Below are 18,041 nucleotides of genomic sequence, written 5' to 3' on the forward strand. Positions count from 1 at the left end.
TAAACCTCCGTTTAAAGCACCCGTTAATGACAGAAGAAAAGATAACCCGAGGAGCTCATAGCGTCCTGCCATTCTGTTTGTTCCAGCGATTGGACAACGGCAAACAAGAAATGGACTAAACAAAAAATAAACGAGCGAGAGAATTCCCCCTGCTGCCCGCCCTATTTCCCCTGGCAAGCTGGGCGGGCAGTTTAGCCGAGTATTGCCCCATTGCCGATGTTGCCCCCAGTCGGCCGCTCTTCTATAGTATGTTGTAACTAATATGGGAGTGAGCGATGAGCAGATACGATGTGATTGGCCGAATGAACGCCTGCTTTAACGAGCTGGAGCAGGCGCTCAGCGCGTTGCAGCAGCAGATCGCCCCGCTGCGGTTGCTGGCGGCGCGGGTGTTCAGCCTGCCGGAGGTTGAAAAAGGCCAGGAACATCAGGCGATTTCGCATATCGCGGTCGAGCAGCATGTGGGGCAAGCGGCGCGCGATCTGGCGCTGGAACACTATCAACGGTTGTTCATCCACCATAACCGGGAGAATGTCAGCAGCAAGGCCGCCGTGCGCCTGCCCGGCGTCATCTGTCTGGCGGTGGAGCAACCGGAATATCAGACGTTGCAGACGCAGTTGGCGCTGATCAACCGCCTGAAGAGCGAACTGGAGCAGATTATCACCGTCGATTCCGGTCTGGCGCCGGAGCAGCGTTTCGAGTTCGTGCACACCCATCTGCACGGGCTGATTACCCTCAGCGCCTACCGCACCCTCACCGCCCTGACCAATCCCGACTCCGTGCGCTTCGGCTGGGCCAACAAGCACATCATCAAAAACGTCAAGCGGGACGACATTCTGGCGCAGCTGGAGAAAAGCCTGAAAGCCGGCCGCGCGGTGCCGCCGCACAGCCGTGAACAGTGGGCCGCCCTGGTCAGCCGCGAAATAGACGACGTCAGCCGCCTGCCGCAGCATGCGACGCTGAAAATCAAGCGGCCGGTAAAAGTGCAGCCGATCGCCCGGGTGTGGTATCAGCAGCAGCAAAAACAGGTGCAACACCCCTGCCCGCTGCCGCTGATCGCCCTGTGTCAGGTTGAAAACGGCGCTGCGGTGCCGAAGATTGGCGAGCTGCTCAACTACGACGCCGACGCGGTGAAACACCGTTACAAACCCGACGCCAGGCCGTTGCGGCTGCTGGTGCCGCGCTTGCACCTGTATGCCGACGACGCTACTCGCTGAGGGCATATACCCGCAGGCGATGGCCGTCCGGATCCCGCGCCACGAAGGTGTAACCGAATTCCATCTCGGTCGGCGTTTGCTCGATAGGCAGCCCGAGTTCGCGCCACTGGTTATAGCGCGCCTCGACCTCTTGCGGATCCTGGCACAAGAAGCCCAGCTCACCGCCGCCGCCGGTCAACGTGGCGGCGGGTTTTACCCCCTGTTTGGCCCACATCCCCAGCTTGAAGCCGTTGTTGAGTACGAACAGGGCGAAGCCGGGCGAAAGTTCCACCGGCGCCTGTCCCAATAAACGTTGATAAAAGGCGGCGCTGTTGAGCGGGTTGTCGACGTAAAGCAGGGTCATGCTGGGAAGGGTCATCGGTCTGTCCTCTGGATGATGGGAACCGGTCGGTTCCCGATAGGCACAGACTAAGGCGCGCGACTGACAGTTTATGGCAGCAGCGTGCCGCTATTGCTCCGCTATGCCCTCGCTGAGGCGCCACTCTTTCAGCAGCCGCCGCCGGCCACGCGGATAACGCTGTTCCAACGGCGTGGCGGCCTGGATGCGATCGAGGCGAAAATGGCGAAAGGCCTGACGCAACTCGCACCAGGCGACCAACATCTGAAACTGATCGAAAAAGCCCAGCGCAAAGGGCCAAAGCAGGCGTTCGCTGCGCTGTCCCGCCAGATCGAGGTAGTCGATATGCAGTTTGCGCTCGCGGCGGATGGTGTCACGGATCAGCACCCGCATCTCATCCGCCACCGGCGGCGCCTGAACCGGCGCGATAAGCAGCGTATTGGCCTCCAGCTCCTCCCGCAGCGCCAGCGGCAGCACCGCGGCGATCTTGGCCAGCGCCTGGCCCGCCGCGCTCGCCAATTGGCTGTCGCCGCGGCGGCTGACCCAGCGCATCCCCAGCACCAGCGCTTCAGTCTCCGCCGGCGAGAACATCAACGGCGGCAGCATAAAGCCGGGGCGCAGCACATAGCCGACGCCCGCCTCACCGGCGATCTCCGCCCCCTGCTGCTGCAGCGTGGCGATATCGCGGTACAGGGTGCGCATGCTGATGCCCAGCGTCTGCGCCAGCGCATGGCCCGCCACCGGATAACGGTGGCTGCGCAGCAGCTGCATCAGATCGAGTAAACGTTGTGCGCGCGACATCTTAATTTCTCCATAAAAAAGGGGCTTACCTCAGTAAGCCCCCGGTTGCCTCACAGATCAATTATTTCTGCATGCTGCCGACCATCGCTTCCGGCCGCACCCACTCGTCGAACTGCGCTTCGGTCAGGTAGCCGAGCTTCAGCGCCGCGGCTTTCAGCGTCAGCCCTTCCTTGTGCGCTTTCTTGGCGATTTCCGCCGCTTTGTCATAACCGATGTGGGTGTTGAGCGCCGTCACCAGCATCAGCGATTCATTCAGCAATTGGGTGATGCGATCGCGGTTCGGTTCGATACCCACCGCGCAGTGCTCGTTAAAGCCCTGCATGCCGTCGGCCAGCAGGCGAATCGACTGCAGGTAGTTGTGGATCACCATCGGGCGGAACACGTTCAGCTCGAAGTTGCCGGAAGCGCCGCCGATGTTCACCGCCACGTCGTTGCCCAGCACCTGCGCGCACAGCATGGTCATCGCTTCGCACTGGGTCGGGTTGACCTTGCCCGGCATGATGGAACTGCCCGGCTCGTTCTCCGGGATCGAAATCTCACCGATGCCGCAGCGCGGGCCGGACGCCAGCCAACGCACGTCGTTGGCGATCTTCATCAGCGAAGCCGCCAGCCCTTTCAGTGCGCCATGCCCTTGCACCAGCGCGTCGCAGGTCGCCAGCGCTTCGAACTTGTTCGGCGCGGTGACGAACGGCTGATGGGTCAATTCCGCCAGCGCTTTAGCGACGCGCACCGCGTACTCCGGATGGGTGTTCAGGCCGGTGCCGACCGCCGTGCCGCCCAGCGCCAGCTCGGCAATGTGCGGGATACTGTCCTCGATGTGTTTCAGATTGTGCGCCAGCATCGCCGCCCAACCGGATATCTCCTGCCCCAGGGTCAGCGGCGTGGCGTCCTGCAGATGGGTGCGGCCGATTTTGACGATGTCGCGGTAGGCTTCGGCCTTGTCGCTCAGCGTCTTGTGCAGCACTTTCAGCTCGGGGATCAGGTGCTCGCGCAGCGCAATCACCGCCGCCACGTGCATCGCGGTGGGAAACACGTCGTTGGAGCTTTGGCTTTTATTGACGTCGTCGTTCGGGTGCACCTTGCGCTCTTCACCGCGCACGCCGCCCAGCAGCTCGCTGGCGCGGTTGGCCAACACTTCGTTCATGTTCATGTTGGTCTGGGTGCCGGAGCCGGTTTGCCAGATTGACAACGGGAACTGGTCGGCATGGCGATCCGCCAGCACTTCGTCGGCGGCCTTGATGATAGCGGCGCCCCGTTCGGCCGGCAGCAGCCCCAGATCCACGTTCACCTGCGCGGCGGCGCGCTTGGTCAACGCCAGCGCGTGGATCAGCGCGGTCGGCATCTTTTCGGAGGAAATACGGAAATGCGCCAACGAACGCTGGGTTTGCGCGCCCCACAGCTTGTCGGCCGGTACTTCGATGGGGCCCATAGAGTCTTTTTCGATACGAACGCCTGCCATCATGATCTCCTTAGCATAATTCCTAAAATTGTAGGGTTAGGCCGACGCGCTACCCCCCGTCGGCATGCACTCCCAGTATAGTGACATAATAACTATTCGCATTAAGAGAGTTATCTCACAGCACGTTTCATCTCTTTTACCCATTAACGACGCGGTTATTTTCCGCCGGTTAACCCGCGGTGAAATAAACGGCCGGGAATGAGCCTGGAGAATAAAAATGTGGATAACCATTAATGCGGATGACGCGAATTAAAATTATTGATGCGTTGCGCCTGTAAATGATTGAGCTCATCGAACCGTTGCTGCTGCAGATGATTGATCTCGTCGTAGGCGTCCTGCCGTTCATTATGCCGATACACCCCGGTCGCCGCCGCACCGGCGGTGAGTGCCAGCGGATGCGCCACAGCCGCGACCGGCGCGGGTGTAACGACGATCGGTGCCGGCGCGATCACCACGGTGCGTGGCGCCGCGTAGGGATAGGCGACAATCACCGCCGCCTGGGTTGCGCCGGTGCAAAGCCCCAATAGCAACAACAGTTTTTTCATGCAACAGACCTCTTGTTTCGTTAAATCGACGTGTTGGCCGTTACGGTAAACGGGTCTGACGCGCAGGTTTAAGCTCAGCGTGTGATAGCCCGGCGCAGCGCGAAAATAATAATTAAGGGAATGGCTCAGACGGTAAAAAATAAATTCAGCCGACATAGTTTGACATGCTGAAAAAATAAATAATGACGCAGAATGACCAAGCTATCGGCAATAATTCCGCGGGGCCAAAGAATAATCGATCGGCGGGTTTTCCGGGCCGCCTTGAGGCCTGCGCGCCAATTGAGACGCCGATCGTTATCACGCTATACTTTGGCCCCGTTGCCGGGCGCGACGTTATCCGGCGTTTTTTTGATCGCACCCATGATTTTTCCTGCCGACGCGGGCGTAGGATAGGTGTCGGCACAGATTTAGTTAACCGTATAAAATCAGTAGGTTATTGTCATCCAGTACGACAATGACGTTAAGGACGTTTATCGACATGCAAAAAATGACCAACGCGGTACAGCATTACGCCTGGGGCAGCCACGATGCGCTGACCCGTCTTTACGGCATCGCCAACCCGGATAATCAGCCGATGGCCGAACTGTGGATGGGCGCCCATCCCAAGAGCCCTTCCCGCGTGCCGGGCGCCGACGGTGAACTGCGTTCGCTGCGCGATCTGATCGACGAAGACCAGCCAAAACAGCTGGGCGCCAACGTCGCCAGCCGTTTTGGCGAGTTGCCGTTCCTGTTTAAAGTGCTGTGCGCCGATCAGCCGCTGTCGATCCAGGTCCACCCGAGCAAAGCGGCGGCCGAGGTCGGCTTCGCGAAAGAGAACGCCGCAGGCATCCCGCTGAGCGCCGCCGAACGCAACTACAAAGATCCTAATCACAAGCCCGAGCTGGTGTTCGCCCTGACGCCGTTCCTGGCGATGAACGGTTTTCGTGAATTGGCCGATATCGTTTCCCTGCTGCAGCCGATCGCCGGCGCGCACCACGACATCGCCGCCTTCCTGCAGCAGCCGGACACCGCCCATCTCGCGACCCTGTTCGCCAGCCTGTTGACGATGAGCGGCGAACAAAAATCGCTGGCGCTCGGCGTGCTGAAAGCCGCGCTCAACAACCAGCAGGGGGAACCCTGGGATACCGTGCGCTTCATCGCCGGCTTCTATCCGGACGACAGCGGTCTGTTCTCACCGCTGCTGTTGAACGTGGTGCAGCTCGCGCCGGGCGAGGCGATGTTCCTGTATGCCGAAACGCCTCACGCCTACCTGAAAGGCGTGGCGCTGGAGGTGATGGCCAACTCGGATAACGTGCTGCGCGCGGGCCTGACGCCGAAATTCATCGACGTGCCCGAGCTGCTGGCCAACCTGCAGTTCCGCCCGCAACCGGCTTCCGGCCTGCTGACCCAACCGGAGCAACGCGGCAACGAGCTGTTCTTCCCGATCCCGGTGGAAGATTTCGCCTTCTCACTGCACGATTTGACCGCCGCGCCGCAGGCGCTGGCACAGCGAAGCGCCGCCATCGTGTTCTGCGTCGCCGGCGAAGCGACGCTGGAGAAATCCGGGCAACGCCTGACGCTCAAACCGGGCGAATCCTGCTTTATCGGGGCGTTCGAATCCCCGGTCAACGTCAGCGGCAGCGGCCGCATCGCCCGGGTTTATAACCAACTGGCCTAACCGTTGATAAATTTCAGCAAATTGCTTGCTGAAAGCGAGAGCTGCCCCCACAATTAAACGCCTGCGGGCGTTTTTTGGCGGCCCCTATTTGCCCCTCCCACGCAACGGAGGGTGATAAGAAAAAAGGATGAAACAGAGCTATGAAAAAATCGTTAGTCGCTGTCAGCGTCATTGTCGTTCTTGGCGCAGCATGGACCGGGGCATCCTGGTACACCGGGAAACAGATCGAGCAGCACATGGGCGAAGTCGTCGACAACGCCAATGGCCAATTGAAAGCCTACCTGCCGAAAGCCGGCGTCAAGCTGAGCTATGAAAATTACCAGCGCGGCCTGTTCAGCAGCAAAGTGCGTTATGTGCTGCGTTCCGACGGCACGGATACCAGCGAAAACGCGGCGCTGAAAGCCGGTGAAGAAGTGGCGTTCCTGGAAACCATCGATCACGGTCCGTTCCCGTTCGCGCAGCTGAAAAAATTCAACCTGCTGCCGAGCATGGCGTCGGTGCATACCGAGCTGGAAAACACCCCGGCGGTGAAAGGCCTGTTTGAAACCACCAAAGGCAAATCGCTGTTTACCGCCGATTCGCGCATCTCGTACAGCGGCGATACCGCGTCCACCATCGACTTTATCCCACTGGACTACCAGAAGGATAAATCTTCGCTGAAATTCAGCGGCGCCACCATTGACGCCGACGTGTCCCGCGATCTGAAAAAATTCGCGCTGGACGCCAATAGCGACACTATCGTGTTCGCCAGCCCGAATGAATTCGGCCAAAACGAGCAGATCACCTTCCAGGGCTTCAACCTGAAAGGCAACAGCAACGAAAGCAAGTTCGGCGTGAAGCTCGGCGATCAGACGATGACCCTGAAACAGTTCAAACTGACGATCGACGGTAAAGACACCGTGGCGTTGGACGGTTTCAATCTGGTGAGCAAGTTCGGCGAGCAAGGCAGCAGCAACATCGGCGGCCAGATCGACTACACCATGGACGCGCTCAAGGTGCAGGGCAACGACTTCGGCGCCGGTAAACTGACGCTGAAAATCGACAACGTCGACGGCAAGGCGCTGAAAGACTTCTCCGACAGCTACAACCGCCAAACCATGGCGCTGCTGCAGCAGGGCGAGAACCTGGATCCGGACGTTTACGAACAGCAGACCTCCGAGATGCTGCAAAAGAACCTGCCGATGCTGCTGAAAGGCAATCCAAGCCTCAGCATCGCCCCGCTGAGCTGGAAAAACAGCAAGGGTGAGAGCATCTTCACGCTGGATCTGGCGATGACCGATCCGAGCAAGGCCGCCTCCCCGGCACAATCGCCGGATCAGCTGATCGCTCAGGCGGTTAAAAAGCTGGATCTCAGCCTGACCATTCCGGAAGCGATGGCCACCGAAGTGACCGCGAAGACCGCCTTGTTGCAGGGCTATAATGCGGAAGACGCGCAGAAACTGGCGCAGCAGCAAGTGCAGGGCCTGGCGGCCATGGGCCAGATGTTCAAACTGACCACCCAGAAAGACGGCGTGATCGCGAGCCAGTTCCATTACGCTGACAACCAGGTTGACCTGAACGGCAACAAAATGTCGCTGCAGGAGTTCATCGGCCAGTTCGCCATGCTGGGCGCCCCGGCGGAAGACGCTGAACCGGCGCAGGAAGCGGAACCCGCTCCGGCACCGGCGCAGTAATCGCCTGAAAACCTAACAAGGGCCCCCTGCGGGGCCCTTTTTATTTACGCCGCATAAACCGCATCGCGGATCTGCTGCGGATAATAACCGCACATGCCTTCAAACGCGGTGTTGGTCAGTATCACCACGCTCAGCTGCGCCTGTGGATCAAAGAACCAGCTGTGGCCGTAAACGCCGCCCCAGGTCAGCGTGCCGGCGTGCTGCGGCGTCTGCACCGCTTCTGCGTCAATCAGCAGCGCGCCACCAAAGCCGAAGCCCCAGCCCGGCCCTTGCGTTTGCGCCTGCGCACCCACGTGCGGGCTGCGCAGCAACGCCACCGTCTCCGGCTGCAACATGCCCTGCCCGCCGCTGCGCAACGCTTCCACCAGCTTCAGCACATCGTCGGCATCGCCGACCATGCCCGCGCCGCCGGAAGGATAAGCCTCCGCGTTAAGCGCGCGCGCCGGCGAGAACGTCACTTCTCCCCCCGCCATGCCTTCCGGCAAGGCGATCCGCAGACCTTCATGCATACGCAGCGGCCCTTGCGGCGTGTTGTAATACGGCGTCGCCAGGTTCACGGCGTCCGTCGCATGGAATGCGGTGTTGCCAAGCCCCAGCGGCTGCGCCACCCATTCGACAAACAGCTGCGGCAGCGACATGCCCGTCACCCGCTCCAGCACCGCGCCAAGCACGTCGATCGCCAGTGAATAATTGAAGCGCTCTCCCGGTTCCGACAGCAACGGCGCCTGCGCCAACAGCCGCAGGTTTTGCTCCAGCGTCAGCGTCGACAGCTCCACGCCGTCCTGGATCCCCAACTGATGGTAAACGCCCGCCGGCGGTTGGTTCAGCCGATAGTCCAGACCGGCGGTATGGCTCAGCAAATGGCGGATCTTGATCGTCGGGCGGCGGCCATCCGCCAGCGCCGGGGTAAACCACGGCAGCCAATCGCTGACCGCATCGTCCAGGCTCAGTTTGCCCCGCTCAATCAGGCGCAGCGCCGCCAGCGTGGTATAGGGTTTGGAGACCGACGACAGCCGAAACTGCGTTTCCCGCCGCATCGGCCGGCGCGCTTCGCGGTCGGCATAGCCGGCCGCCCCGGCGTAACAAATCTCGCCCCGCCGCGCCACCAGCACCACGCTGCCCACGATACGCCCTTCGGCCATCGCCTGTTGATCGATCGCCGCGATCCGTTCTGTTAACGCCTGTTGTGTTGCCGACATGATTTTCATCTCGCTGAGGGAAAGTAAAACCAGTCTAAAACGTTCGCCATAAATTAAAATAAGGCATAATTTAATGAATCATTAAGCACAGGTTATTAATAGATGAGTTCACTCCTGCAACTGCTGCCCTATTTCGAAGCCGTGGCACGGCTGGGCAACTTTACCCGCGCGGCCAGCCAACTGGGCGTCACGCCGCCGGCGGTGTCGCAAAACATTCAGGCGCTGGAGAATCAGCTCGGAGTGAGGTTATTCCACCGCACCAGCCGCTCGGTGCGCCTCAGCGACGAGGGCCGGTTGTTCTATCAGAAGGTGTCGCCAGCCATGAGCCAGATCGACGTGGCGGCGGACGACGTGCGCGCCCTGGGCGCGCAGCCGGCGGGCCTGCTGCGCATTACGCTGCCGCAGCTGGCCGCTTCGCTGCTGGTGATGCCGCACCTGGCGGAATTTCAGCGACGCTATCCCGAAGTGCAGCTTGAGCTGTTTACCGAAGACCGCTTTTCCGATCTGGTGCTGGGCAGTTTCGATGCCGGCATTCGCATGCACGCCATGTTGCAAAAGGACATGATCGCCGTGCCAATCGACAACGGCCAGCGCCGGGTGCTGGTCGCCTCGTCCGACTATCTGGCGCGTTGCGGCGCGCCGGCCACGCCGGACGATCTGCTCGCGCACCATTGCCTGCGCTACCGTTTTCCCGGCAGCGGCAAATTGGAACCCTGGTATTTCAGTCGGCACGGCGATGAGCGGGCGCTGGACGTCAGCGGCAGTTTGATCTTTAACGAAGATCGGCTGATCAAGGATGCGGCGTTGGCGGGGCTGGGTATCGCACAGCGTTTTCAGGGTACGGTGTTGCAGGAGCTGGCGCAGGGCGATCTGGTGGAAGTGCTGCCGGAGTATGCCAGCGAGGCATCCGGATTTTTCATCTACTTTCCCGCCGGCAGGCATCTGCCGCTCAAGCTGCGCGCCTTTATCGATTTCATGCGCGAGCGGCGAGATCGACAGCACCGGTAACAGGGGCGCCCCGACGGCGCCCCCCACGATCAGCGCTTATCCAGCGCTTGCACGATGCGGTAAGCCGCCTCGACCCGATCGTCGTTCGGGAACCATTTGTTGGCCAGCATCACCACGGCGATATTCTTCGCCGGGATAAACACCGCGTAGGTGGAGAAACCGCCGGTAGAGCCGGTTTTGTTATACCAGCCGGCGCGCAATTCCGGCTGCGGCGGCGTGATGGCGGTAGCCGGCGTGCCGTTCATGATCATCCCGGCGTTGTTGCCCTCGATCAAACGAGACAGTTTCACCGGGTATGGGTAGTTCTCCCACATCAGATCCTGCGTGAACGCGCCCGCCTTGTAATAACCGACGTGCGTCGCGGTCAGCGCCTCACACCACGGCTGCGCGACCTTCACCTGCTGCAGGTTGGCGTCCAGATAGCGAATCAGATCGCGAGCGTTGGACTTGATGCCGTAAGACTCGGCGTCCAGCGGGCCGGGATTGACCCGCACAGGCTTATCGTCCTTGTTGTAGCCCTGCGCATAGTTGGCCATCTGCGCCGCCGGCACCTGAACGTAGGTGTGGCTCATGCCCAACGCCGGCAGCATCCCCTGTTCCATCGCCTGGGTAAACGGCTGGTCGAGGCTCTTGGCGGCGATCATGCCCAGCATGCCGATGCCGAGATTGGAATAGACGCGGTAGCTGCCCGCCGGGTGTTTCGGCTGCCAGGCCCGGTAGTAGGCCATCAGTTGGGCGTTGTCGGTCACGTCGTCCGGCACGAACAGCGGCAGGCCGGAGGTATGCGTCGCCAGATTCAGCAGGCTGACGCCGTCGAAGGCGCTGCCGCGCAGCTCGGGCAGGTAGCGGCTGGCCGGATCGTTGAACGACAGCTTGCCCTGCTGCTGCGCATAGACCGCCAGCGTCGCGGTGAAGGTTTTGCTCAGCGAGCCCACTTCGAACAGCGTCTGCTCGGTGATCGGTTTGCCGGTCTGCTTCGAAGCGACGCCATACGGGTAAATCTGCTGTTTGCCGTCGACCGACACGGCGATCGCCATGCCCGGCACGCCATATTTTTTCATCAGCGGCTGAATAACGGCGTCGATATCCTGCTGCTGCGCGGCGTGCGCGGTCGGCAAGATCAGTGCGGCGATCAGCGCGGCCGCCAGGCGGTTCATTTTCGTCATGATAGAGGCTCTTCGGTTGCAGGGCATCGGCCGCGGCCAAAAGTTTTTATTGGCGTTATGCACGGCGCTTTCCCTGGTTGATGATGTCATTCCTTTACGGCTGCCGCGACGCTCTCAGCAGCCGCGCCAAATATCGGATTTTGCCGTCGGGTTGACAAGCGATAATAATTTCAGCCAGCATAAAGAAAAACTTATGGCTATCGACAATGCGCAACCGACTTCCCCTCAACGCCCTGCGGGCGTTCGAATCCTCCGCCCGCCACCTGAACTTCACCCGCGCCGGCCTGGAGCTGCGCGTCACCCAGGCCGCCGTCAGCCAGCAGGTGCGCATGCTGGAAGAACAGCTGGGCATTCAGCTGTTCCGCCGCCTGCCGCGCGGGTTGGATCTGACCGAAGAGGGCCAGGCGCTGCTGCCGGTGTTGAGCGACGCTTTCGACCGCATCGAGGCGGTGCTGCAGCAGTTCGAAGGCGGGCATTTCCACGAGGTGCTGACGGTGGCGGTGGTCGGCACCTTCGCCGTCGGCTGGCTGTTGCCGCGGCTGGCGGCGTTCCGCGCGGCGCATCCGTTCATCGATCTGCGGGTGCTGACCCACAACAACCTGGTCAATCTGTCGGCCGACGGCATGGATTTCGCCATCCGCTTCGGCGAAGGTCTCTGGCCCGCCACCTGCAATATCAAGCTGTTCGACGCGCCGCTGACGGTGCTCTGCCCGCCGGCGGTCGCCGCGCGCTTGCGCACGCCGCAGGATCTGCAGCACGAGCAGCTGATGCGCACTTACCGCAAGGATGAATGGGAGCGCTGGTTCACGGCTGCGCAGGTGACGCCGTGGCGGATCAACGGACCGGTGTTCGACTCATCCCGGCTGATGGTGGAAGGCGCGATCCAGTGCGACGGCGTGGCGCTGGCGCCGGTCAGCATGTTCCGCCGCGAACTGGCCGCCGGCGCGCTGCAGCGGCCATTCGCCGCCGAGGCCGCGCTCGGCGCCTATTGGCTGACTCATTTGAAATCGCGGGATCTGACGCCGGCGATGAAAACCTTTATCGGCTGGATCCGCCGGGAGGCGGAAGAGGAACAGCGGCGGGACTAGGCGGAGCCGCGCCGGATCAGCGTCGGCGGCAAAATGACGTTCTGCGCCGGCAGATCGGCGTCACCGATGCGCTGCAGCAGGCGCGCGGCGGCGCTGCGCCCCACTTCCCGCGCCGAGCTGGAGACGAAGGTCAGCGGCGGCTCAGTCAGTTCGGCCTCCGGCACGTCGCCGAAACCGATCAGCGCCACCTGCCGGCCATAGTAGGCGTCGACCCCGTCCGAGCCGATACTGCGGCCACTGCGCGTCAGGCCAAAATAGGCGCCAAGCGCCACCGACGCCTTGTGGCAGACGATGGCGGTAATGTTCGGGTAGTGGCGCAGCAGTTGCTCTGCCGCTTCCGCCGCCTCACGCTGCCGGCAATCGCACTCGACGATCCATTCGCTGCGAAACGGCAGGCCGTACTGCACCAGCGTGGCGCAAAAACCGCCCAACCGCTCGGCGCGCGTCAATGAGTCGCTCTGGCCGCCGAGGTAGGCGATTTGGCTGTGACCGCGTTTGATCAAAAATTCGGTGGCCAACTTGGCGGCCTGCATATTGTCCGGCCGCACCACGTCCACCCCATCGAGACCACTGGAGCGCGCCACGCAGACCAGCGGCACGCCCTGCTCGGCCGCCTTTTCCTTCAGCCCAGCTGCCGCGCGGATGCCGCCCGCCAGCACGATGCCGTCGACGCCCTGCGCCAGCAGCGCGTCAAACGCCCGCTGCAAGCCCTGGCCGTCACGCCCGCTCTGCGTCAAAAACAACAGCTTGTCGTGCGCCTCCAGCGCTTCGCTCAGCCCGGCGGTCATTTCGGCATAGAAGGGTTCGCAAATGTCGCGCAGAATAAGGCCAATCACTCCGGACTCCCCGCCGCGCAGCGTCGCCGCCTGGCGATTGCGCACATAACCCAGCTGCTCTATCGCCTGATTGACCTTCTCGGCGGTGGTCGGCGAAATGCGCCCTTTGCCGCTCAACACCAGGGAAACCGTGGTGACCGACACGCCCGCCTGCTGCGCCACATCGGTGATGGTGATTTTTTTGATGCTCATAGTCTCTGCGAACCCGTTCCTGGGCAACCCGCGCCGTAATGATCAAGGGTATACCGAATCCGTTAGCTCAGTAAAACGTTTTACTGCCTGCCGCATTGTCGCCAAAAACCGGGCGGCAGATTTGTGATTGGCGGCGCATTTTTGCTAGGTAAAACGTTTTATCTTCTTTTTACCTAATCAGAAGTCCCCTTTTTGCTCGTCTTTTCGCCAGGAGAAGTCGGTTATGTCAGCAGCCAACAAACCCAAAATCACCCTCTGGGAGTTCTTCCAGAGCCTGGGCAAAACGTTCATGTTGCCCGTCGCCTTGCTCTCTTTCTGCGGCATCATGCTGGGGATCGGCAGCTCGCTGAGCAGCCGCGACGTGATCACCCTGATGCCGTTTATCGGCCACCCGATCTTCCAGCTGATCTTTACCTGGATGAGCAAGGTAGGCTCCTTCGCCTTCAGCTTCCTGCCGGTGATGTTCGCCATCGCCATTCCGCTGGGCATGGCGCGCGAAAACAAAGGCGTCGCCGCCTTCTCCGGTTTCGTCGGCTTCGCCGTGCTGAATCTGGGCACCAACTTCTACCTGACCGCCGCCGGCGTGCTGCCCACCAGCGATCCGTTGGTGCTGAAAGCCAACAATATCCAGAACATCCTCGGCATTCAGTCGATCGATACCGGCATCCTCGGCGCGGTGATCGTCGGCATCATCGTCTATCGCCTGCATGAACGCTTCCACACCATCCGCCTGCCGGACGCGCTGGCGTTCTTCGGCGGCACGCGCTTCGTGCCGATCGTGACCACCGTGGTGCTGGGGCTGTGCGGCCTGGTGATCCCGCTGATCTGGCCGTGGTTCGCCGCCGGCATCACCGGGCTGGGTTGGGTGATCAACAGCGCCGGCGCCTTTGGCCCAATGCTGTTCGGCACCGGCGAACGCTTGCTGCTGCCGTTCGGCCTGCAGCACATTCTGGTGGCGCTGATCCGCTTTACCGAGGCAGGCGGCACGATGGAGGTGTGCGGCCACAGCGTCAGCGGCGCCCTGACCATCTTCCAGGCGCAGCTCTCCTGTCCGACCACCACCGGCTTCGCCGAGAGCGCCACCCGCTTCCTGTCGCAGGGTAAAATGCCGGCGTTCCTCGGGGGGCTGCCGGGCGCGGCGCTGGCGATGTACCACTGCGCCAAACCGGAGAACCGCCATAAAATCAAAGGGCTGTTGATTTCCGGCGTGGTGGCCTGCGTGGTTGGCGGCACCACCGAGCCGATCGAGTTCCTGTTCCTGTTCGTCGCGCCGTTCCTGTATCTGATCCACGCGCTGCTCACCGGGTTGGGCTTTACCGTGATGGCGCTGCTGGGCGTGACCATCGGCAACACCGACGGCAACATCATCGACTTCGTGGTGTTCGGCATTCTGCACGGCACCGCCACCAAGTGGTATCTGGTGCCGGTGGTGGCCGCCGTTTGGTTCGTCGGCTATTACGCCATTTTCCGCTTCGCCATCCAGCGCTTTAACATCAAAACGCCGGGCCGTGAGAGCGACAGCGCCGTCAGCCAAAGCGCGCCGAGCGGCGCGGTGGGCAAATCCGGCTACAACGTGCCGGCGATTCTGGCGGCCCTCGGCGGCCCGGGCAACATTATCACGCTGGACAACTGCATCACCCGCCTGCGCCTGTCGGTCAACGACATGAGCCGGGTGGACGACGCGGCGCTGAAAGCCAATCGCGCCATCGGCGTAGTGCATCTCAACGACCACAATCTGCAGGTGGTGATCGGCCCGCAGGTGCAATCGGTGAAAGATGAATTAGACTCACTGATAGCCACGGCGCAACCTGCCGCGGCGCTGCAGGGAGCCACCCATGTTTGATTTCTCCACCCCGATCGACCGCCACGGCACCTGGTGCACCCAGTGGGACTATATCGCCGATCGTTTCGGCAGCGACGACCTGCTGCCGTTCACCATCTCCGATATGGATTTCGCCACCGCGCCGTGCATTCTCGAGGCGCTGCAACAGCGCCTGCAGCACGGCGTGCTGGGCTACAGCCGCTGGCAGCATGAAGATTTTCTCGGCGCGCTGCGCCACTGGTATCAGCAACGTTTCAACGTCGCCATCGACACCGCAACGGCGGTGTACGGCCCTTCCGTTATCTACATGGCGGCGCAGCTGATCCGCCAATGGTCCGTACCGGGCGACTATGTGGTGACCCATACCCCGGCTTACGACGCCTTCTACAAGGTGATCCTCGCCAACCAACGCCAGCTGTTGGCCTGCCCGCTGCACAAGGCCGGCGACGACTGGCGCTGCGACATGGCGCACCTTGAGGCGTTGCTGGCGCGGCCGCAAACCAAGATCCTGCTGCTGTGCAGCCCGCACAACCCCACCGGCAAGGTGTGGCACCGCGACGAGCTGCAGCAGATGGCCGAACTGTGCGAGCGCCACGACGTGCGCGTCATCAGCGACGAAATCCACATGGATATGGCATGGGGTGAACACCGCCATACGCCGTGGAGCCAGGTGGCGACCTGCGCCTGGGCCTTGCTGACCTCCGGCTCCAAGAGTTTTAACATTCCGGCACTGACCGGCGCCTACGGCTTTATCAGCGACGACGCCAGCCGCGAAACCTATTTCCAGCAGCTAAAAGCCCGCGACGGCCTTTCCTCGCCGGCGGTGCTGGCGGTGGCGGCGCACGTGGCCGCCTATCGCCACGGCGCACCCTGGCTGGACGCCCTGCGCGACTATCTGCAGGATAATCTGACCTACGTCGCCGAGCGGCTGGAGCAGGCGTTTCCCACGCTGGGCTGGCGCCCGCCGCAGGCCACCTACCTGGCCTGGATCGATCTGCGGCCGCTGGCCGTGGACGATCGGGCGCTGCAGCAGGTGCTGATCGAGCGTGAAAAGGTGGCGATCATGCCGGGCTTTACCTACGGCGAAGAAGGCCGCGGGTTCCTGCGCCTCAACGTCGGCTGCCCGCGCAGCAAGCTGGAAGCCGGCATGGACAAGCTGATCGCCGGATTGAGGTTTGTGCTGGACGAGCAATAGCGCGAGGGGGCGAGCCTCTGCCCGCCCCTCCGTTACGTCTGAACAAACGGGATTTCCTCCAGATGACGATAGACCGCCAATCCCCATTCGCTAGCCAACCGCACGTCGTTATCGGCCCCCGCAGACACCCCTTCGATGCGATACACCGCCTGACACTGCGCAATCAGTCGGTGAGCCACCGGGTAAAGAAACGCCTCGCTGACCGCATCGCCAACCTGAGTGGAACCGGCCGCGGCCGCCAAAGGCAGCGCCAGCCACTCGCCGATCACCGGCACGTGCCCCCGCTGGTAAACCGCCAGCGCCGCCTGTTCCAGGCGCGCCAGATTGGCGGCGATACGCTGCGGATCGCCATCGGTGCCGCTGCGATAGGGTCCGGCGATCAAGATTTGTTGTGCTTTCATCGTTGTTCCTCCAACGTCCGATTCAAGGCGACAAACTGCAGCAGCATGATGGTTTTGGCGTCAACGATCGTACCCTGACGAACCGCCTGCAGGGCCTGCGCCAGCGGCAGCTCGATCACCTCCAAATCTTCCCCCTCCGCCGCCAGCCCGCCGCCCTCGTTGAGGCGATCGCTCGCCTGATATTCACCGACGAAAAAGTGCAGCTTTTCGGTGACCGAGCCAGGGCTCATGTACGCCTCAAACACTTTCTCCACGTTCTGCACGAAATAGCCGGTTTCCTCTTCAACTTCGGCGCGGATGCGCGCCTCCGGCGACGCGTCGTCCAACAGCCCGGCGGCGGCCTCAATCAGCATGCCGTCATGACCGTTGACGAACACCGGAAAGCGGAACTGGCGCGTCAGGATCACCGTTTGCGCCTGCCGGTTGAACAGCAAAATCACCGCGCCGTCACCGCGATCGTAAGTCTCACGGCTTTGCCGTTGCCAGACGCCGTCGCGCCGCAGAAAATCAAAGGTGGTTTTTTTCAGCAGGTACCAGTCATCGGACAACACCCGGGTTTCGACAATGCGAACCCTGTCTTTGGTGGCTATCATCGGTTTACTCCGCCAGAGGAAGGAAATTGATACTATCGTGCAGTTTCGTGTATGATCAAGACATTTCGTGCATAGGAAATTTGAGAGGAAATGGCCATGTTGACCAGCCAACGCAAGAAGATCATTTTGGAAAAACTGGCCCAGGATGGTCAGGTCTTGGCCAAACAGCTCAGCGAGATGTTCGGGCTGTCGGAAGATACGGTCCGGCGCGATCTGCGTGAACTGGACGCCGAGGGGTTGCTGCAGCGGGTGCACGGCGGCGCCCTGCCGGTTTCTTCCGCCCTCGCCAGCTTCGCCGAACGCAATCACTTGGAATCCGGCGCCAAACGCGCGATCGCCAAAGCGGCGGCGGCGCTGATCGCCCCCGGCCAGGTGGTGATCATCGACGGCGGCACCACCTCCGCAGAGCTGGTCAGGCAACTGCCGGCCAACCTCAACGCCACCATCGTCACCCACAGCCCCAGCGTCGCCGTGGGGTTGGTCGATCACCCCACCGTCGAGGTGATCCTGATCGGCGGCCGACTGTATAAGCATTCGATCGTCAGCGTCGGCGCCGCCGCCGTAGAAGCGATGTCGCATATCCGCGCCGATATTTATTTCATGGGCGTGACCGGCGTACACCCCACCGCGGGGCTGAGCACCGGCGATCTGGAGGAGGCCTACATCAAACGCGCGCTGGCGGCCCGCGCGGCGGAAACCGTGGTGCTGGCCTCCGCCGCCAAGCTTAACGCCGCCTCGCAGTATGCGATCGGCGATATTACGCTGGCGCACACCGTCATCGTTGAGCGGGCTACCGATGACGCGCTGATCGCGCCGTTGCAGCAGGCGGGCGTCAGCGTGTTGAAAGCCTGATTC

17 protein-coding genes are annotated in these 18,041 nt (G+C 61.8%); 8 read left to right on the top strand and 9 right to left on the bottom strand.

The window, feature by feature from the left end:
• Positions 1-275 precede the first annotated feature (275 nt).
• On the top strand, positions 276-1,214 hold the full coding sequence (gene tus, locus ACJ8KE_RS06810; protein ID WP_028128190.1) for a DNA replication terminus site-binding protein: 939 nt from the start codon (positions 276-278) through the stop codon (positions 1,212-1,214).
• Here tus and ACJ8KE_RS06815 read toward each other — a convergent pair.
• The 4 genes from ACJ8KE_RS06815 to ACJ8KE_RS06830 all read right to left on the bottom strand — a co-directional run bounded on the left by ACJ8KE_RS06815 (position 1,204) and on the right by ACJ8KE_RS06830 (position 4,512).
• Positions 1,204-1,572, bottom strand: a complete 369-nt coding sequence (locus ACJ8KE_RS06815) for a VOC family protein (protein ID WP_028128189.1) — start codon at positions 1,570-1,572, stop codon at positions 1,204-1,206. The genes tus and ACJ8KE_RS06815 overlap by 11 nt on opposite strands.
• 90 nt (positions 1,573-1,662) lie before the next feature.
• Positions 1,663-2,352 (bottom strand): helix-turn-helix transcriptional regulator, encoded by a 690-nt coding sequence (locus ACJ8KE_RS06820; protein WP_442517177.1) that lies wholly within the window; start codon positions 2,350-2,352, stop codon positions 1,663-1,665.
• Positions 2,353-2,413: 61 nt separating this feature from the next.
• Positions 2,414-3,811 carry a class II fumarate hydratase gene (gene fumC / locus ACJ8KE_RS06825; protein WP_016927873.1) on the bottom strand — a complete coding sequence of 466 codons (1,398 nt, stop codon included), beginning with the start codon at positions 3,809-3,811 and terminating at the stop codon, positions 2,414-2,416.
• Positions 3,812-4,041: 230 nt separating this feature from the next.
• Entirely contained in the window at positions 4,042-4,512 is a 471-nt protein-coding gene (locus ACJ8KE_RS06830) for a hypothetical protein (RefSeq protein WP_228009684.1), read from the bottom strand.
• 322 nt (positions 4,513-4,834) lie between these two features.
• On the opposite strand from ACJ8KE_RS06830, the gene manA reads away from it, so the two are divergent.
• Complete coding sequence (gene manA, locus ACJ8KE_RS06835; protein ID WP_049298943.1) at positions 4,835-6,013, top strand: mannose-6-phosphate isomerase; 1,179 nt, start codon at positions 4,835-4,837, stop codon at positions 6,011-6,013.
• Between the two features lie 140 nt (positions 6,014-6,153).
• A complete protein-coding gene (locus ACJ8KE_RS06840; protein WP_028128187.1) occupies positions 6,154-7,686 on the top strand; it encodes a YdgA family protein in 1,533 nt (510 codons plus the stop codon).
• Between the two features lie 44 nt (positions 7,687-7,730).
• Here the strand turns inward: ACJ8KE_RS06840 and ACJ8KE_RS06845 are convergent, their stop codons facing one another.
• Entirely contained in the window at positions 7,731-8,885 is a 1,155-nt protein-coding gene (locus ACJ8KE_RS06845) for a serine hydrolase domain-containing protein (protein WP_028128186.1), read from the bottom strand.
• A 102-nt stretch (positions 8,886-8,987) separates the two neighbouring features.
• On the opposite strand from ACJ8KE_RS06845, the gene ACJ8KE_RS06850 reads away from it, so the two are divergent.
• Entirely contained in the window at positions 8,988-9,893 is a 906-nt protein-coding gene (locus ACJ8KE_RS06850; RefSeq protein WP_016927878.1) for a LysR family transcriptional regulator, read from the top strand.
• A 29-nt stretch (positions 9,894-9,922) separates the two neighbouring features.
• Here ACJ8KE_RS06850 and blaSRT read toward each other — a convergent pair whose 3' ends face one another.
• The gene (gene blaSRT / locus ACJ8KE_RS06855) at positions 9,923-11,059 is read right to left on the bottom strand and encodes an SRT/SST family class C beta-lactamase (RefSeq protein ID WP_442517178.1); all 1,137 of its coding nucleotides are present in this window, start codon (positions 11,057-11,059) and stop codon (positions 9,923-9,925) included.
• Between the two features lie 206 nt (positions 11,060-11,265).
• Between blaSRT and ACJ8KE_RS06860 the strand changes: the two genes are divergently transcribed.
• Positions 11,266-12,147: a LysR family transcriptional regulator gene (locus ACJ8KE_RS06860; protein WP_097102130.1), complete on the top strand. Its 882-nt coding sequence runs from the start codon at positions 11,266-11,268 to the stop codon at positions 12,145-12,147.
• Here ACJ8KE_RS06860 and ACJ8KE_RS06865 read toward each other — a convergent pair.
• The gene (locus ACJ8KE_RS06865) at positions 12,144-13,175 is read right to left on the bottom strand and encodes a Mal regulon transcriptional regulator MalI (RefSeq protein ID WP_033640467.1); all 1,032 of its coding nucleotides are present in this window, start codon (positions 13,173-13,175) and stop codon (positions 12,144-12,146) included. The genes ACJ8KE_RS06860 and ACJ8KE_RS06865 overlap by 4 nt on opposite strands.
• A gap of 223 nt (positions 13,176-13,398) precedes the next feature.
• Here ACJ8KE_RS06865 and malX point away from each other — a divergent pair, with 223 nt between their 5' ends.
• A complete protein-coding gene (gene malX, locus ACJ8KE_RS06870) occupies positions 13,399-15,018 on the top strand; it encodes a maltose/glucose-specific PTS transporter subunit IIBC (protein ID WP_033640468.1) in 1,620 nt (539 codons plus the stop codon).
• Complete coding sequence (locus ACJ8KE_RS06875) at positions 15,011-16,192, top strand: MalY/PatB family protein (protein WP_240294033.1); 1,182 nt, start codon at positions 15,011-15,013, stop codon at positions 16,190-16,192. Before malX ends, ACJ8KE_RS06875 begins: the two co-directional genes overlap by 8 nt.
• 32 nt (positions 16,193-16,224) lie before the next feature.
• Here ACJ8KE_RS06875 and ACJ8KE_RS06880 read toward each other — a convergent pair whose 3' ends face one another.
• Together ACJ8KE_RS06880 and ACJ8KE_RS06885 are read right to left on the bottom strand one after the other, a co-directional pair.
• Entirely contained in the window at positions 16,225-16,593 is a 369-nt protein-coding gene (locus ACJ8KE_RS06880) for an NUDIX hydrolase (protein ID WP_143778939.1), read from the bottom strand.
• Positions 16,590-17,186, bottom strand: coding sequence for an NUDIX domain-containing protein (locus tag ACJ8KE_RS06885; RefSeq protein ID WP_016927885.1), 597 nt, complete (start codon positions 17,184-17,186; stop codon positions 16,590-16,592). Before ACJ8KE_RS06885 ends, ACJ8KE_RS06880 begins: the two co-directional genes overlap by 4 nt.
• 96 nt (positions 17,187-17,282) lie before the next feature.
• Here ACJ8KE_RS06885 and ACJ8KE_RS06890 point away from each other — a divergent pair, with 96 nt between their 5' ends.
• Positions 17,283-18,038, top strand: a complete 756-nt coding sequence (locus tag ACJ8KE_RS06890) for a DeoR/GlpR family DNA-binding transcription regulator (RefSeq protein ID WP_239441807.1) — start codon at positions 17,283-17,285, stop codon at positions 18,036-18,038.
• Positions 18,039-18,041: the final 3 nt, after the last annotated feature.

Source organism: Serratia sp. CY56464, assembly GCF_052168435.1.
GTDB classification, from domain to species: Bacteria; Pseudomonadota; Gammaproteobacteria; order Enterobacterales; family Enterobacteriaceae; genus Serratia; species Serratia marcescens.

Excerpts from the sequence above, each read along its gene's own strand:
- tus (WP_028128190.1), top strand. The coding sequence starts at position 276 with ATGAGCAGATACGATGTGATTGGCCGAATGAACGCCTGCTTTAACGAG.
- ACJ8KE_RS06815 (WP_028128189.1), bottom strand. The coding sequence starts at position 1,572 with ATGACCCTTCCCAGCATGACCCTGCTTTACGTCGACAACCCGCTCAAC.
- ACJ8KE_RS06820 (WP_442517177.1), bottom strand. The coding sequence starts at position 2,352 with ATGTCGCGCGCACAACGTTTACTCGATCTGATGCAGCTGCTGCGCAGC.
- fumC (WP_016927873.1), bottom strand. The coding sequence starts at position 3,811 with ATGGCAGGCGTTCGTATCGAAAAAGACTCTATGGGCCCCATCGAAGTA.
- ACJ8KE_RS06830 (WP_228009684.1), bottom strand. The coding sequence starts at position 4,512 with ATGTCGGCTGAATTTATTTTTTACCGTCTGAGCCATTCCCTTAATTAT.
- manA (WP_049298943.1), top strand. The coding sequence starts at position 4,835 with ATGCAAAAAATGACCAACGCGGTACAGCATTACGCCTGGGGCAGCCAC.
- ACJ8KE_RS06840 (WP_028128187.1), top strand. The coding sequence starts at position 6,154 with ATGAAAAAATCGTTAGTCGCTGTCAGCGTCATTGTCGTTCTTGGCGCA.
- ACJ8KE_RS06845 (WP_028128186.1), bottom strand. The coding sequence starts at position 8,885 with ATGTCGGCAACACAACAGGCGTTAACAGAACGGATCGCGGCGATCGAT.
- ACJ8KE_RS06850 (WP_016927878.1), top strand. The coding sequence starts at position 8,988 with ATGAGTTCACTCCTGCAACTGCTGCCCTATTTCGAAGCCGTGGCACGG.
- blaSRT (WP_442517178.1), bottom strand. The coding sequence starts at position 11,059 with ATGACGAAAATGAACCGCCTGGCGGCCGCGCTGATCGCCGCACTGATC.
- ACJ8KE_RS06860 (WP_097102130.1), top strand. The coding sequence starts at position 11,266 with ATGCGCAACCGACTTCCCCTCAACGCCCTGCGGGCGTTCGAATCCTCC.
- ACJ8KE_RS06865 (WP_033640467.1), bottom strand. The coding sequence starts at position 13,175 with ATGAGCATCAAAAAAATCACCATCACCGATGTGGCGCAGCAGGCGGGC.
- malX (WP_033640468.1), top strand. The coding sequence starts at position 13,399 with ATGTCAGCAGCCAACAAACCCAAAATCACCCTCTGGGAGTTCTTCCAG.
- ACJ8KE_RS06875 (WP_240294033.1), top strand. The coding sequence starts at position 15,011 with ATGTTTGATTTCTCCACCCCGATCGACCGCCACGGCACCTGGTGCACC.
- ACJ8KE_RS06880 (WP_143778939.1), bottom strand. The coding sequence starts at position 16,593 with ATGAAAGCACAACAAATCTTGATCGCCGGACCCTATCGCAGCGGCACC.
- ACJ8KE_RS06885 (WP_016927885.1), bottom strand. The coding sequence starts at position 17,186 with ATGATAGCCACCAAAGACAGGGTTCGCATTGTCGAAACCCGGGTGTTG.
- ACJ8KE_RS06890 (WP_239441807.1), top strand. The coding sequence starts at position 17,283 with ATGTTGACCAGCCAACGCAAGAAGATCATTTTGGAAAAACTGGCCCAG.